Source organism: Arthrobacter wenxiniae (assembly GCF_013376105.1).
Lineage (GTDB): Bacteria > Actinomycetota > Actinomycetes > Actinomycetales > Micrococcaceae > Specibacter > Specibacter wenxiniae.
The window spans coordinates 22,936-38,138 of record NZ_JAAMFM010000030.1 but is presented as its reverse complement, the minus strand read 5'-3'; the positions used below and the strand labels follow the sequence as shown (position 1 = coordinate 38,138).

The 15,203-nt window shown below is 66.2% G+C and carries 13 protein-coding genes; 7 read left to right on the top strand and 6 right to left on the bottom strand.

Features of this window, described 5'->3' with window-relative positions; translation table 11 throughout:
- Positions 1–5 precede the first annotated feature (5 nt).
- The gene (locus G6034_RS16025) at positions 6–710 is read left to right on the top strand and encodes a DsbA family oxidoreductase (RefSeq protein WP_176636114.1); all 705 of its coding nucleotides are present in this window, start codon (positions 6–8) and stop codon (positions 708–710) included.
- On the opposite strand, the gene G6034_RS16020 is transcribed toward G6034_RS16025, so the two are convergent.
- The 6 genes from G6034_RS16020 to G6034_RS15995 form a co-directional block, all read right to left on the bottom strand.
- Positions 707–1,603: a TolB family protein gene (locus G6034_RS16020; RefSeq protein ID WP_176636113.1), complete on the bottom strand. Its 897-nt coding sequence runs from the start codon at positions 1,601–1,603 to the stop codon at positions 707–709. The genes G6034_RS16025 and G6034_RS16020 overlap by 4 nt on opposite strands.
- Positions 1,604–1,650: 47 nt before the next feature.
- The gene (locus tag G6034_RS16015; protein WP_176636112.1) at positions 1,651–2,490 is read right to left on the bottom strand and encodes an ABC transporter permease subunit; all 840 of its coding nucleotides are present in this window, start codon (positions 2,488–2,490) and stop codon (positions 1,651–1,653) included.
- Complete coding sequence (locus tag G6034_RS20335) at positions 2,483–3,457, bottom strand: carbohydrate ABC transporter permease (protein WP_343038111.1); 975 nt, start codon at positions 3,455–3,457, stop codon at positions 2,483–2,485. The genes G6034_RS16015 and G6034_RS20335 overlap by 8 nt, the downstream gene beginning before the upstream one ends.
- A 98-nt stretch (positions 3,458–3,555) precedes the next feature.
- The gene (locus G6034_RS16005; protein WP_343038110.1) at positions 3,556–4,863 is read right to left on the bottom strand and encodes an ABC transporter substrate-binding protein; all 1,308 of its coding nucleotides are present in this window, start codon (positions 4,861–4,863) and stop codon (positions 3,556–3,558) included.
- A gap of 317 nt (positions 4,864–5,180) precedes the next feature.
- Positions 5,181–6,287, bottom strand: a complete 1,107-nt coding sequence (locus G6034_RS16000) for a LacI family DNA-binding transcriptional regulator (RefSeq protein WP_176636110.1) — start codon at positions 6,285–6,287, stop codon at positions 5,181–5,183.
- Positions 6,284–7,510, bottom strand: coding sequence for an ROK family transcriptional regulator (locus G6034_RS15995; RefSeq protein WP_176636109.1), 1,227 nt, complete (start codon positions 7,508–7,510; stop codon positions 6,284–6,286). The genes G6034_RS16000 and G6034_RS15995 overlap by 4 nt, the downstream gene beginning before the upstream one ends.
- A 156-nt stretch (positions 7,511–7,666) precedes the next feature.
- On the opposite strand from G6034_RS15995, the gene G6034_RS15990 reads away from it, so the two are divergent.
- The 6 genes from G6034_RS15990 to G6034_RS15965 all read left to right on the top strand — a co-directional run bounded on the left by G6034_RS15990 (position 7,667) and on the right by G6034_RS15965 (position 15,069).
- Positions 7,667–8,401, top strand: coding sequence for a sugar phosphate isomerase/epimerase family protein (locus G6034_RS15990; RefSeq protein WP_176636108.1), 735 nt, complete (start codon positions 7,667–7,669; stop codon positions 8,399–8,401).
- Positions 8,398–9,507, top strand: a complete 1,110-nt coding sequence (locus G6034_RS15985) for a Gfo/Idh/MocA family protein (protein WP_176636107.1) — start codon at positions 8,398–8,400, stop codon at positions 9,505–9,507. The genes G6034_RS15990 and G6034_RS15985 overlap by 4 nt, the downstream gene beginning before the upstream one ends.
- A 10-nt stretch (positions 9,508–9,517) precedes the next feature.
- Positions 9,518–10,792 (top strand): Gfo/Idh/MocA family protein, encoded by a 1,275-nt coding sequence (locus G6034_RS15980; protein ID WP_176636106.1) that lies wholly within the window; start codon positions 9,518–9,520, stop codon positions 10,790–10,792.
- A 2-nt stretch (positions 10,793–10,794) separates the two neighbouring features.
- A complete protein-coding gene (locus G6034_RS15975) occupies positions 10,795–11,796 on the top strand; it encodes a sugar phosphate isomerase/epimerase family protein (protein WP_176636105.1) in 1,002 nt (333 codons plus the stop codon).
- Positions 11,797–12,017: 221 nt separating this feature from the next.
- Complete coding sequence (locus tag G6034_RS15970) at positions 12,018–12,401, top strand: RNA-binding S4 domain-containing protein (RefSeq protein WP_176636104.1); 384 nt, start codon at positions 12,018–12,020, stop codon at positions 12,399–12,401.
- A 1,183-nt stretch (positions 12,402–13,584) separates the two neighbouring features.
- Complete coding sequence (locus G6034_RS15965; RefSeq protein WP_218063980.1) at positions 13,585–15,069, top strand: amino acid permease; 1,485 nt, start codon at positions 13,585–13,587, stop codon at positions 15,067–15,069.
- Positions 15,070–15,203 lie beyond the last annotated feature (134 nt).

The following is a 15,203-nucleotide window of genomic DNA, read 5'->3' as shown; positions in this document are numbered from 1 at the left end:
CCAGTATGAAGATTGAGATCTGGTCCGACGTCGCCTGCCCGTGGTGTTACATCGGCAAGCGCCGCTTTGAGACCGCCCTGAACGCGTTCCCGCACAAGGATTCCGTGGAGGTGCAGTGGCGCAGCTACCAGCTGGACCCCACCGTCCCCGAGCACTACGACGGCACCGAGATCAGCTACCTGGCCGAGCGCAAGGGCATGGACCCGGCCCAGGTCAGGGGCATGTTCGCCCACGTCACGGAGCAGGCTGCCGGGGAGGGGCTGGACTACAAGTTCGACGACGTGGTGGTCGCCAACAGCTTCAACGCCCACCAGCTCATCCACCTCGCCGCCGCCCACGGGAAGGCCGACGGCGTCAAGGAAGCCCTGCTGTCGGCCCACTTTGAGCACGGGGAGGACATCGGCAACCGCGAGTTCCTGGTGCGCACCGGCGCGGCCGCGGGCCTTGACGCCGCCAAGGTCAAGGAGGCCCTGGACACGGACCAGTATGCCGACGACGTCCGGCACGACTTTGCCGAAGCCCGCGCGCTGGGTGTCAGCGGTGTCCCGTTCTTTGTCATCGACCGCAAGTATGGCATCTCCGGCGCCCAGCCGTCCGAACTGTTTGCCCAGGCCCTCGACGAGGCGTGGCAGGAAGCCAACCCGCTGACCATGGTCGCCGCCGGTGATGCGGACGCCGAAGTGTGCGGGCCGGACGGCTGCCCCATCTAGCGCGGTGGCGCGTCGAGGGGGTAGGCGACGATTGCGATTTTCCGTCCGGTGGGGTCCCAGCTCGGCACGTTCATGGTGCCCTGGCCGCCACGGACCCGCGCCAGGTCCCGGATGGTGCCGTCGGCTTCGAGCAGGCGCACCAGGACCTCGACGTTCCCCGGGTGTCCCACCGTTCCCGGCGGGAAACTCACATAGGCGATCCTGATTCCGTCGGGTGAAAGGTGTGGAAACCAGTTGACGCGTTCGTCAAAGGTGAGCTGTTCCGGGCCGGCCTGCGGGGCCTGCGGGACGGGCATGCGGAACAGCTGGGCGTGGCCTGGCGTCGCGGAAGCCCGTTCCGAGTTGAAATACACCCACCGGCCGTCGGGGGAAAACTCGGCGCCGTCGTCGGGGAACCGGTCATTCGTCAGCTGGATGTCGGCACCGCCCGCCGACGGCAGCAGCCAGACATTGGCCCGCACCGTGCCACCGGCGGATTCCACCCCGATGTAGGCAAGCATCCGGCCGTCAGGCGATACTCCGTGCAGGTAGTGGCGGAACCCCTCCCCGTTGTCATTGCTGACGCGGCGCGGGCGGCCGGAACCGTCCAGGGCGACGGCGTAGATGTGGCCGTCGTCGCTGGAGACATAGACGGTGCGGCCGTCGGGGCTCAGGACATGGTCGTTGTTGATCCCGGCAATGCCGCCCAGGTCGATCTCGTCAGGTCCCCCGGCTTCAACGCCAAGGACAAACAACCTTCCTGCGCTGTTCACAATCAACGCCCGACCGTCGGGACTCCAGTTGGGAGCCTCGATAAGCAGCGTGTCGGTGGCATGCCTCAGCGCGACGGTTGCGGAATCCACATCAACGATGAGGAGTTCCGCCCGCTGGCCGGGAAGAAGCTCTCTTGGCATGGGAGTCTCCTGAAAGTGGCACGCCGTGACGGATGAGGGCCCAGGTGTTACTTGACCGCACCAGCCGTCAGGCCGGCCACGAAGTTCTTTTGCAGGAGCAGGAAGCCGATGACGATCGGAATGCTGACCACCACGGACGCGGCCATGATCTGGTTCCAGTACACGTTGGTCTGCGTCGAGTAGAGCTGCAGGCCCACGGCCAGGGTGCGGTTGGCGTCGGTGGTCATGACGGAGGCGAACAGGACCTCGCCCCAGCTGGTCATGAAGCTGTAGATGGCCACCGCCACCAGTCCCGGACGTGCCGTGGGCAGGATGACGGTGAGCAGGGCCCGCATGGGGCCGCAGCCGTCCACCTTGGCGGCCTCGTCCAGCTCGCGCGGGATGCCGTCGAAGTAGCCGGCCAGCATCCAGATCGAAAAGGGCAGGGAGAACGTCAGGTACGTGATGATCAGGCCGGTGCGGGTGCCCACCAGCTGGAGGCCGAAGTTCGTGTTGATGTTCACAAAGATCAGGAACAGCGGCAGCAGGAACAGCACGCCGGGGAGCATCTGCGTGGAGAGGACGGTGGTGGAGAACACCGTCCGGCCCCGGAAGTTGTACCGGGAGATGGCGTAGGAGGCAAAGATCGCGATGATCAGCGAGAGCACCGTGGCAACGCTGGAGACAATGACCGAGTTGACGAAGTAGCTGGCCAGCGGGACGGTCTGCCACATTTCAATGTAGGGCTGGATGGTCAGGGTGCTGGGCCACCAGGTGAAGTCGCCCTGCACATCCTTCAAGGGCTTCAGGCCGGAGATGACCATGACCCAGATGGGGACGATGGTGAAGATGCCCAGGACCGCAATGGTGACGATCCTGAAGGCCTTGGCGCCTGTGGTTTCACGCACGGTCTTTCCTCCGGTTCATGATGAGAAGGTAGATTCCGCTGACAAGCAGCAGGAACAGCAGGAGCAGGACGGACATCGCGGCGCCGGATCCGAAGTTCCAGGTCAGGAACGACGCATTGTAGATGTGGAAGGAAATAAGGTCGCCGGCCGGGGGGTTGGAGCCGCCGAACAGCACAAACGGCGTGTTGAAGTCGTTGAACGTCCAGAGGAACATGACCAGCAGCAGGACCATGTTGACAGGACGCAGCATGGGCAGGGTGATGGCCGACCACTGGCGCAGCGGCTTGGCGCCGTCCACGGCGGAGGCCTCGTAGACGTCGTTGGGGATGGACTGCAGCCCGGCCATGAGCATGAGGAACGCGAACGGCCACAGGCGCCAGATGGCCACGATGACCACTGACCAGAAGGCGTTGTCGCCGATCAGCCAGAACGGTTTGGCACCGGCCAGCCCGAGGTTGTCGAAGAAGAAATGGTTGATGGCGCCGTTGTCCTTTTGCAGCATGAACTTCCAGGCAATGACGCCGGCATACATGGGCAGGGCGTACGGGATGAGGAACAGGGTGCGGAAGAAGCCCCGGCCAAAGAAGGACTTTTGGAGGGCCACGGCCGCCGCCATGCCCAGCCCCCAGGAGATGCCCACCACCAGGATGGTGAAGGCGGCGGTGATCAGGAAGGACCTGAGGAGCCCGGCGCCGACGGCGGAGTTGAAGTCGAGGGCGATCTGGTAGTTCCTGAGGCCGGTGACGGGGGCGTTGCCCCAGTTGGAGATGAACATCTTGGTGAGCTTGAGGAAACTCATCCAAATGCCGGTGACCATGGGAATGACATGGATCACCAGTTCAAAGATGATGGCGGGGGCCAGCAGCGCATACGGCAGCCACCAGCCGGCTCTGCGGGGTTTTCGGCTCCCGCCCTTGGAAGCCTTGCCGGCGGCTCCGGACTTGCGGGTGGTGGCGGTTGCAGACACTGCTGGCACACACCTTTCTTGGGAGGACTTGATGGGCGAAGGGGCGGAGCCTGCGACGCGGGCCCCGCCCCTTCACTTGCGTTTGGTTGTCCGGTTTGTCAGCCGGCAGCCTCGACGGCTTGCTGTGCGGTGGTCAGCGCCGCCTTGATGTCTGCCTTGGAGACGGTTCCCCCGGAGGCAATGGTGGCGAACATCTGGTTCATGGCCTTGCCCACGGTGCTTTCAAACTGGTCCTCGGCGGGCACCAGCGGGAGCGGCTTGGACTTGTTGGCATAAATGTCGCTGAAGGTCTTGGCCTCCTGGGCGTTGTCGGTGAAGACCGCCTTGGCGCCGGCCAGGACGGGCAGTGCGGCGAACGGCTTGTCGAGGGCGGTCTGCGTCTCCGGGCTCGTCATGAACTTGACGAACTTCAGTGCGGCGTCCTTGTTCTTCGTGTTCTTGAAGATGGACATGTTGATGCCGGCCACGTGGCTGGCCACGTCCTTGGCGCCCGCGGGCGCGGGGAACGCCACCACCCCGTATTGGTCGTTCTTCATGCCGTTGGCGACGATGCTGCTGTCGGCATTGTTCTGGTTCAGGATCATGGCGACCTTGCCGGTGGCGAAGTCGTTGACGGCCTTGGTGCCGTTGTCGTACTGCGCGTTCGCCACGTTGACCACCTTGTCGGTCTGCATCAGGTCAAGGTAGCGGGAGATCCCGTCCACGACGCCGTCGGAGGTGAAGGTGGGCTTGCCGTCGGCGCTGAACAGATCCGCGCCGTTCTGGGCTGCGTTGATGAAGGCGAAGTGTGCGTTCTCGGTGTAGCTGCCGGCCGCCAAGGCGAAGCCGTACTTTCCGCCCGTGGTCAGCTTCTTGGCGTCAGTAACCATTTCGGCCCAGGTGGTGGGCGGGGTCAGGCCCGCATCCTTGAACATGGCCTTGTTGTAGTAGAGGCCGTAGGCCAGGCCGTACAAGGGAACAGAGGTGGGGTCCTGCCCCGGCATGCCGCCGGTGTCCATGGCGGTCTTGACGAACTTGTCCTTGCCGCCGATTGCGGTAAACGCGGCCGAGTCGAACGGCATGAACGCGCCGGTGGACTGCAGCGACGCGGCCCACGTGTTGCCAATGTTCAGCACGTCGGGGGCCTGGCCGGAGGTGACAGCGGTCTGGATGCGGGTCTGGAGGTCATTCCAGCCGATGACTTCAAGGTTGACCTTGATGCCGGTCTCGTCCTGGAACTTCTTCAGCTGGGGCGTGAGGACTTCCTTGTCATTGTCCAGGCTCGTTCCCTGGTTGCTGGCCCAGTAGGTGAGCGTCTTGCCGCCGCCCGCCGTGGCACCGGAATTGCTGGTGCCACCGCTACAGCCGGTGGCGGTGATCGCCAGCGCTGCGATTGCCGCAGCTGCGGCAAAAGTACGAATTTTCACTTTCGCGACTTCCTTGTCCTTGTCGTGGGATACCCGAAGATTTGATGCCGGAGCGTTCCGGGCGGACCCGATTCTCATCGTGAATCCAAACCTAGATGAACTTATGCCGATGGTCAATCAAAAGTTAAGAGGACTTTTCCAGGCTATTGAATTTGCATCAGCAGATCTCGGGGCGCGTGCCGGGACCGGGCGGCGCCGGCATACGGAAAAACCTTGAAAACACAAAGGATTTTGGCCGCCAGACGGAGCCCATGGGGCGTGACCGGCATTACTGAACCGGTTCAGCAAGGACGCATCGTTACCGCTTTGTTATGCAGCTACGGGTGCTGGCGGACCACCCCGGCCAGGCTCTCACGGGAGTGCAGCACGCCGGCCGGCATGGCCACACTGGCCCGCTGGTGCCCGGCAATGGTGTCCAGCAGCAGCGCCGCGGAGAGGCGCCCCAGCTCCATGGTGTTGCGGGCCAGGGCCGCCACGCCGGGCGAGCTGAGCCTGCACAGGATGGAGTCGTCCCAGCTCACGATGGACACATTGCCCGGCACGGCGATCCCCCGCCGCTTCAGGGCGCGAAGACCGCCAATGGCCATGAGGTCGTTCCCGTAGACGATGGCGGTCGGGAAGTCAGGGGACCCGACAGCCAGGCCGGCGACGACAGCGGTGGTCGCCTTGCCGCCGTCGTCCGCGGTGTAGTCGGAGGCGCTGAACACGGTGGTCATCCCCAGGTGGTGCGCATGCGCGTGGATGCCTGCGCGCCGGGCGGCCTCGTGCGTGAGCCCCAGCGGGCCGGACACATAGGCGATGTGCCGGTGCCCGCCGCGGTGGAGCGCCTCCACCAGGGTGGCCGCATCCGCGCCCTGGTCGACCGTGGTGTTCGCGCCGAACGGCGTGGGCTGGGCGTCCTCGGCGGCGCCGACCATCACGTGCGGCAGGCGCAGCCGGGAGAGCAGCTGCGGGCGGGAGTCGTCGCCGAAGAGGTCAAAGACAATGACGCCGTCCACCCGCCGCTCCCCCGCCCACCGGCGGTAGACGTCCAGGTCGCGGCCCGGGGCAGGCGCCTCGGTCGGGGCGACCATGCGCAGCATCAGGTTCATGTCGTGCTCGCTGAGGACGGCTTCAATCCCGGCCAGGACGGTCATGTAGAACGACTCGGACCCCAGCTGTTCCGGGGAACGGGCCAGCACGATCCCCACGGCGCCGCTGCGCGATTGCGACAGCGCCCGGGCGCTGGAGCTCGGGTACCAGCCAAGTTCGGCGGCGAGTGCCAGGACGCGGGCGCGGGTGGGCCCGCTGACGCCGGGCTGGCCGTTCAGTGCGTAGGAGGCGGACGCCTTCGAGATGCCGAGGCGCTCCGCCAGGCCGGCGATGGTCACTTTTCCCGCCGGGCCGCCCCCGTTCATGGCTCCCGCCGGGCCGCCGCCGTTCATGGCTCCCGCTGGGCCGCCAGAAGATGCTCGACGCCGGTCGGCGCCAGCACGTGGTCAATCACGAGCCGCCCGGCCCCCAGCACGCCGGCGTGGTCCGCCGCCATGGACTGGACAATGCGCAGCCGGGACGTGGCGAGCGGCAGGGACCTCTGGTAGACAATTTCCCGGACGCCGGCCATCAAGTATTCGCCCGCCGAGGACAGCCCGCCGCCAATGACAATGACGGAGGGGTTGAGCAGGTTGACGCAGGCGGCCAGCACATCCCCCACGTCCCGGCCGGCCTGGCGCATGGCCTGGATGGCGGCCAGGTTTCCGCGCCGGGCCAGCTCCAGGACGTCCTCGCCGGTTGCCGCGGGAACGCCGGCAGCGGCAAGGGTTGCGGCCACGGCGGGCCCGGAGGCCATGGCTTCCAGGCAGCCGAAGTTTCCGCACCGGCACAGTACATCGCCGCCGCGGGGGACACGGACGTGGCCGATGTCCCCGGCCGTGCCGTCGGCCCCGCGCTGCAGCAGCCCGCCGCTGATGATGCCTGCGCCAATGCCGGTGGCAACCTTGATGAAGAGCAGGTTGTCGGCGTCGGGCCAGTAGGCGGCACGTTCGCCCAGGGCCATGATGTTGACGTCGTTGTCCACCAGCACGTTCGTCCTGAACCTCCGCTGGACATAAGCGGGAACGTCAAAACCGTCCCAGCCCGGCATGATGGGCGGGCTGGCGGGCTTGCCGGTGGAATGCTCCACGGGCCCGGGCAGGCCGATCCCGATCCCGACGAGCTCGCGTTCATGCCGGCCGGCCTGGACCAGGAGCTGCGCGGCGTGCTCCAGCACGGCATCCAGCACGGGGACGGGACCGGTCGAGACGTCGATGGATTCCCGGAGCTCGGCGAGCACCTTGCCGCTGAGGTCGGTGAGTCCGGTCAGCACGTGCGTGGCGCCGACGTCGACGGCGAGGACCACGCGTGCCGTTGGCTGAAAGGCAAAGCGCGACGGCGGGCGCCCACCCGAGGAGACCGCCTCGCCGGCGGGCCCGATGAGCCCCGAGGCCGCCAGGGCGTCGATGCGGGCGGCCACGGTGGAGCGGGCCAGTCCGGTGATGTCTGCCAGTTCGGCGCGCGTGCGGGCATGGCCGTCGCGCAGCAGCTGAAATACCTCACCGGCCCGTGATGCCCCGGCCAACGCCGCGCCGCCGCCGGCGCTGTTCCCGCCGGGCGGTGCTGCAGGGGGCATGACTGATGACTTGGGCACTCACAATAAATAACACACGGGCTTCTATCTGTCACAATTTCGATTGATGCAACCATTGCCCCAACTTTTGCTTGACGGTCGTCAAAAGTTCCTTTAGCTTGGAGTCAGCCCCTATCCGCGTCCAAGCAGGAGACCCCAATGACGTATTCACTACAGCTGTACACCGTGCGGAAACCGCTGGAGGAAGACCTGGCCGGCACCATCGCCCGGGTCGCGTCCATCGGCTACACCAACGTGGAGCCGTATAACTTTGTTGCGACGGCGGATCAGCTGGCTGCCGCGCTGGCCGCCAACGGCCTGCAGGCCCCCTCCGGTCATGCGCCGCTGCTGCGCGCCGATCAGGATGAAATTTTCACCGCGGCGAACAAGCTCGGCATTGGAACCGTGATTGACCCGCATGTCGACAGCTCCCAGTGGAGCACTGAGGAAGACATCAAGGCCACCGCCGCCGCATTGAACGCCGCGGCCCTCAAGGGAGCCGGATACGGCGTTCGGGTGGGCTACCACAACCACGAGTTTGAGCTCGAAGCGCAGTTCGACGGCCGCTCGGGCCTGGAAGTCCTGGCCGAAAATCTCAGCCCGGAGGTGGTGCTGGAAGTTGACACCTACTGGGCGGCAGTGGGCGGCGAGGACCCGGTGGAATTGCTCAAGCGCCTGGGCGACCGCGTCCGCTTCATCCACATCAAGGACGGCCCGCTGACCAAGGTGGACAAGGACCAGGTGGCGGTTGGCGCCGGCCAGGTTCGGGTCTGGGACGTCATCGCGGCGGCCCCGGCCCTGGAAGTGGGCGTCGTCGAACTCGACGACTTCACCGGCGACATCTTCGACGCTGTCACGGACAGCCTCAACTACCTCAAGGCGGGAAACAAATGAGCAGCAAGACGGGCCCCGTGGGCGTGGCCATCATTGGCGCCGGCGTCATCAGCAAGGAATACCTCAAGAACCTGACCAGCTTCCCCGACGTCAAGGTCCACATTGTCGGCGACATGTTTGAGCAGGTCGCCGCGGAGCGCGCGGCCGAATTTGGCATTGCGGCTTCGGGCAGCGTCGAGGATGTCCTCAACCACCCGGAAGTGGAGATCGTGGTCAACCTGACCATTCCCGCCGCCCATGTCGAGGTGGCCACGCAGGCGATCAACGCAGGGAAGCATGTGTGGAGCGAGAAGCCGTTCTCCACGGACCGTGAGAGCGGCCTGGGCCTGCTGAAGCTGGCCGACGCCGCCGGGCTGAGGCTCGGCTGCGCCCCGGACACCTTCCTGGGCGCGGGCCTGCAGACCGCGCTGCGCCTGATTGCCGACGGCGCCATCGGGAAGCCGCTGACGGCGCTGACACTGATGCAGTCCCCCGGCCCGGAATCATGGCACCCGAACCCGGCCTTCCTCTTCCAGGAAGGGGCGGGGCCCCTTTTCGACATCGGACCGTACTACCTCACCGCGCTCATCCAGTCCTTCGGCGCCATCACCAAGGTTGCCGCGCTCAGTTCCAAGTCCCGGGACACCCGCGTCATTGGTTCGGGCCCGAAGGCGGGGGAGGAATTTGCCGTCACGGTTCCCACGCATGTCAGTGCCATCGCACAGTTTGCCGGCGGCGAATCGTCCCAGAGCATCTTCAGCTTCCAGTCCCCGCTCCAGCGGACAGGCGTTGTTGAAATCTCGGGCACGGAAGCCACCATCGCCTTCCCCGACCCCAACAACTTCGACGGGGACATCACCCTCCACCGCCTCGGCGTCGACGAGCCGGAGGTCATCCCGGCGGTCGGCGCCACCAGCACGCGCGGCTCCGGCGTGCTGGAAATGGCCCGGGCCATCCGCGCCGGCCGGCCGCACCGGGCCCAGGGATCCATGGCCTACCACGTCCTCGACGCCATGGTTGCGATTTCCGAATCCTTCGAAACAGGTGAGTTCGTAACGCTGCAAAGCACCGCGGCCGCCTCGGATCCGCTCCCCGCGGACTGGGACCCCACCGAAGCAACCCTCTAGGAATCCCACCATGACCTCCCCCCAGACCCCGGCCAGCGCACGCCCGCTGGGCGTGGCCGCAATTGGCTACGCGTTCATGGGCCAGGCCCACTCCCACGCGTGGCGCACCGTGGCCAACCACTTCGACGTGCCCGCCTTCGAGCAGAAGGTCCTGGTGGGCCGGCACGGCGAGGCCGTCGCGGCGGCCGCTCAAAAGTACGGCTGGAGCGAGTCCGCCACGGACTGGCGCGCGGTTCTGGAACGGGACGACATCGACATCGTGGACATTTGCGCGCCCGGCTGGCTGCACGCCGAAATTGCGACGGCGGCCCTCGCCGCGGGCAAGCACGTCCTGGTGGAGAAGCCGCTGGCCAATTCCCTCGCGGAGTCGCAGAAGATGGTCCGGGCCGCGCAGGCGGCCCGGACCGCGGGCGTGCGCTCCATGGTGGGCTTCAACTACCGCAGGCTCCCAGCGCTTGCGCTGGCCCGCCAGCTCATCGCGGAGGGACGGCTGGGCAGCATACGCCAGGTCCGCGCGTCGTACCTCCAGGACTGGCTGGTGGACGGCGAGTCCCCCATGACGTGGCGGCTGCGCAAGGAAACCGCCGGCTCCGGCGCACTGGGGGACATCGCCTCCCACGCCGTCGACCAGGTCCAGTTCCTGCTCGGCGACACCGTCACGTCCGTCTCCGGCACGCTGCACACCTTTGTCACCGAACGCCCCGGCCCCGGGGGCCCTGAAGCTGTAACGGTCGACGACGCCGCCTGGGCCACGCTGTCCCTGGCGGGCGGCGCCGTGGCCAGTGTGGACGTCTCCCGGGTGGCCCTGGGGCAGAAGAACGCGCTGCGCCTGGAAGTTTATGGCACAACCGGGTCGATCACCTTCAACCTGGAAAGCCCCAACGAGCTGTACTTTCTGGACGGCACCGAGCCCGTGGAACTGCAGGGCTTCCGCCGCATCCTGGTCACCGAACCGGGCCACCCCTACGTTTCCGGCTGGTGGCCGCAGGGGCACGTGCTGGGGTGGGAGCACAGCTTCACGCACCAGATCCGCGACTTCCTGCTGGCCGTTGCCGGCGGGACCGACCCCTCGCCGTCGTTCGAGGAGGGGCTGGGCGTCCAACGCGTGCTGGCCGCCATCGAGGCGTCCGCCGCGGCTGGCGGCGCCACGACGCTGGTTGAGCCTGTCCCGGTGGCTGAGCCCGGTGGCCGGGCAGCGAGCCCTGCGAGCGCGTCGAGACCCGGCTCCGCGCTGGTTGAGGCCGCCGAAACCGATTCCCACTCGTCCATCCCGTCAAGGAGTTAGCCATGCCCCGCCCCTACACCCTGTTCACCGGCCAGTGGGCCGACCTCCCGTTCGAGGAAGTGGCCCGCCTGGCATCCGGATGGGGCTACGACGGCCTGGAGATCGCATGCTCGGGCGACCACCTTGACCCGTGGCGCTGGGAGGAGCCCGGCTACGTGGCCGGCAAGCTCGCCGTGCTGGAGCGCCATGGGCTGAAGGTCTGGGCCATCTCCAACCACCTCAAGGGCCAGGCCGTGTGCGACGACCCCATCGACTTCCGCCACCAGGCGATCGTCGGTTCCAGGGTGTGGGGCGACGGCGACGCCGAGGGCGTGCGCCAGCGCGCCGCCGAGGAAATGAAGCTGACCGCCCGCCTTGCCCAGGCCCTGGGCGTGAAGACGGTTGTCGGGTTCACCGGCTCCTCGATCTGGCAGTATGTGGCCATGTTCCCGCCCGTCCCGGAGTCGGTGATCGATGCCGGCTACCAGGACTTTGCCGACCGCTGGAACCCCATCCTGGACGTCTTTGACGAGTGTGGCGTCCGCTTCGCACACGAGGTCCACCCCTCCGAGATCGCCTACGACTACTGGACCACCGTGCGCACCCTCGAGGCGATCGGCCACCGTGCGGCGTTCGGGCTGAACTGGGACCCGAGCCACTTCATGTGGCAGGGCATCGACCCCGTCTCCTTCATCTGGGACTTCAAGGACCGGATCTGCCACGTGGACTGCAAGGACACGAAGCTGCGCATGACAGGGCGCAACACGGTCATGGGCTCCCATCTGCCGTGGGGCGATCCGCGCCGCGGCTGGGACTTTGTCTCCGCCGGACGGGGCGACGTGCCCTGGGAATCGGCGTTCCGCGCCCTGACCGCCATCGGCTACGACGGGCCCATCTCCGTCGAATGGGAAGACGCCGGCATGGACCGACTCCAGGGCGCGCCCGAGGCCCTCGCCGCGCTGAAGAAGTTCAACTTCGCCCCGTCCGCGCTCTCCTTCGACGCGGCGTTCAGCAACCAGGACTAGATTCTCGGCGCTCGGGCTTGTCGAGATCGCGGTGCCCAATTCCGCGCCCGGTCCCCATTTTCGCGCCCATCCCCCATTTTCGAGCCCGGTCCCGCCACCCGGACGTCGACGCCCGCGCCCGTTCCCCGTTTTCGCGCCCGTTCCAAGGGGCGCGAAAACGGGGGACGGGCGCGGGCAGTTTCGGCGAGTGTCGGACGGCCGGCGCTAGACTCGAATCCACTATGAGCATTCCGAAGAACGCGCCCGCCTCGGTACGCATTGACGCCTGGCTGTGGTCGATCCGCGTGTACAAGACGCGTTCCGTGGCCACGGCCGCCTGCCGCGCGGGTCACGTGAAACTCAACGACGTCAACGCCAAGGCCGCGCACACCGTGGTCCCGGGGGACACCATCCGGGTCCGTGAATCCGGCTGGGAACGCATCCTGGAGGTCCGCCGCCTGATCAACAAGCGGGTGGGCGCGGAGGCGGCGGCGCACTGCTTCACCGACCACACTCCCCCGCGCCCGGTGCTGCCGGCGCTCGGCCTGCCCCAGCGGGACCGCGGCGCCGGCCGCCCCACCAAGAAGGACCGCCGCGAGATGGACAGGCTCCGCGGCCAGGACTGAATCACCCCCCTCGATGGCGGATGGTGGGCGAAAAGGCCGGTGCTTCGGCGACACGGGCGCAGGGGGAGCTGGGGGCTCGGCTCGAATCTGGCGGTGTGGATGATGCTGGACCGATGCTGGAGAGTGAGGGTGAGCCCCGGACGGGTATCGGTTGACCAGTGAGGTGGAGGCGGCGAGTTGTTCCTCGGCACCCCAGGCCGGGCCCCGGGCCGGGCACCCCGGGAAGGTGAGGTTCGCCGGCTCGGTCGAGCGTGACGGGGCCGGCCTCGACGAGGTCAGGTTCGGAACCGTCCCTGATGCCGGTGCGGGCAGCCCATCAGCATTCCGCCAGGCGAACGTGGGACGTGGAAATATGATTGCTGCCGAGGGTTGGCTCGCCTAGCGGGCGTCAAATGGCTTGCGCATTATGGTTCCCGTTTTAGGACGAGGAATCGCGATGACGATTACAGAGGATCAGGGGCAGCAAGGGGTTTCGTTTGGGGTGGCGGATCCTGAGCCTGAGTCGGCCGTCGGCGCCTGCGGCCGCCTGCAGTTCTTCCGCCAGTTGCAAGGCGCCGCGGACATACGGCGAAGCACGTGATAAGAGCCGGTGACGAGAGCCGCAGCAGCCGCTGGACACTTCGACATCCCACCCCGTGGAGTCGAGCAGCGCGAGGTCGGTGTCATGGCCCATGACGGCGTACTGGTCACCATGTGGCCGGGTCAGCAGGCGTTCCCCGCTGGCCCGCGGGCATGCAAGCCCCCCCCCGAACAGGGTTTCCCACGAAGTTCCCCGGGGCAGTGCATCCGCGGAAGATTCCACAGGGCGTGGTGCACCGACCGGAATTGCAGCAATAATTGCAGCAAGAGAGGACCGAAGTCAAGGACTGTTCCGCGGCATTCTGGCCGTGCCGAACGTGGTCCTGTCCGGGCACTGGCTCCCCCGCCTAACCCATATCTGGTTCTGTCCCTCAGGCCTGCCGCGTACGTAGATTTGGGCTACAACAGATGGAGTGATTGGAATCACACAGAGTCGAAATGGCATTCCGACCTCCATCGAAGACCCTAGTCTGGCACCTCATGGTGCCGGCACCGAAGTGCACTTCAACGGGTTCCGTCTGAGCAATTTGGAGGAAACGTGAATACCACCGATCCAGAACAGGCCGAAAGTGCGGGCCTCGGCAGAGGCCTTAAACGCAGACACATGAACTTGATCGCGATTGGCGGCGTCATCGGGGCCGGGCTGTTCATCGGCAGCGGCGTGGTGATCAGCCAAACAGGGCCGGCCGCAATCATCTCGTTCCTCATCGGCGGCATCATCACGTTGCTGCTGATGCGAATGCTCGGCGAAATGGCCGTGGCCCGGCCAGTTGTCGGCTCCTTTTATGTCTATGCCCGGCAGGCCCTGGGCCAGCGGGCAGGCTTCACCACCGGGTGGATGTATTGGTATTTCTTTGTCATTGTGGTGGCCGTGGAGGCCATCGCCGGAGCCCGCATCATCCAGCTGTGGTTCCCCCTGGTGCCTCTGTGGATTCTCAGCATCGGCCTGATGCTGCTGCTGACGGCAACGAACATGATTTCGGCGCGGTCGTTTGGCGAGTTTGAATATTGGTTCTCCTCGATCAAGGTCATTGCCATTGTGCTGTTCCTGATTTTGGGCGTGCTGTGGATTACCGGGGTGTGGCCGGGCTCCACGCCCGGCCTGGGCAACTTGGTCAACCATGGCGGGTTCACTCCCTTGGGCTGGGGTGCGGTACTGGCTGCGGTGGTCCCCTGCGTGGCCTTCTATACGGGGGCCGAAATAATCACCATTGCCGCCGCCGAATCTGCCGAGCCGGCGGTGGCCGTCAAGCGCGCGATGAAATCGATTGTGATCCGGGTGGTCACGTTTTACGTCGGCTCAATCTTCATTGTGGTGGCCATCCAAAGCTGGGACGCCAAAAGTGTTGGAGTCAGCCCCTATGCCGCGGTCTTGGACGTCTTGGGGATTCCCGCAGTGGGCACCATTATGAATTTCATTGTGCTCACCGCTGTTCTGTCCTGCCTGAACTCCGCGCTCTACACCACGTCCCGCATGCTCTTCGCGTTGACCAAAAATGGTGACGCCCCCAAGTTCTTCACAAAGCTTTCCAAATCCGGCGTGCCGCGGCGGGCGATCCTGCTTGGCACCACCGTCGGCTACATTTCGGTGGTCTGCGTGTACCTCTGGGGAGACGTCGTCTTCAGCTTCCTGGTGAACTCCTATGGAGCCGTGGCGCTCTTCGTCTACCTGGTCATCGGGATATCACAAATCGTTCTTCGGCGGCGGCTGGAACGCGAGGACCCAGCATCCCTGAAACTGAAAATGTGGCTCTTCCCCTGGCTGAGCTACGCAACTATCGCTCTCATGCTGGCCGTGATCATCGCCATGGCAGTGTTGCCCAGCACCCGCTCCCAGTTCCTCATGAGCGGGGTGACCATGGTGGCGATCCTGGTTGGCTATGAGCTACGCCGCCGATTTGGTCCCAAGCCAGGTGCCGACGACCATGCCGTCAAGACGCGGACCGATCCCGTTGATTCCGGCACCGCCCCGGGGCGGGACGTGGACTTCGCACCCGCCCGCGACTCAAGCCATTACGTCCGGGCCCAAGGTGGTCAGGCTGCGGACAACAACGACCCGCACGGCAGGACCGTCAAGATCCCCGGTTGAGCAGGGCCGCCCGGCATTGAAGCCGGCCGGTGAAGCGCCCGCAGAGTTGCGGGCCTTCCCGGCCGGCTTTTGCGTTCGGGCATCAAGGGGGGGCGGGCCCGGCGCCGTCACCGCCGGAGTGCGTGCCGGACGCT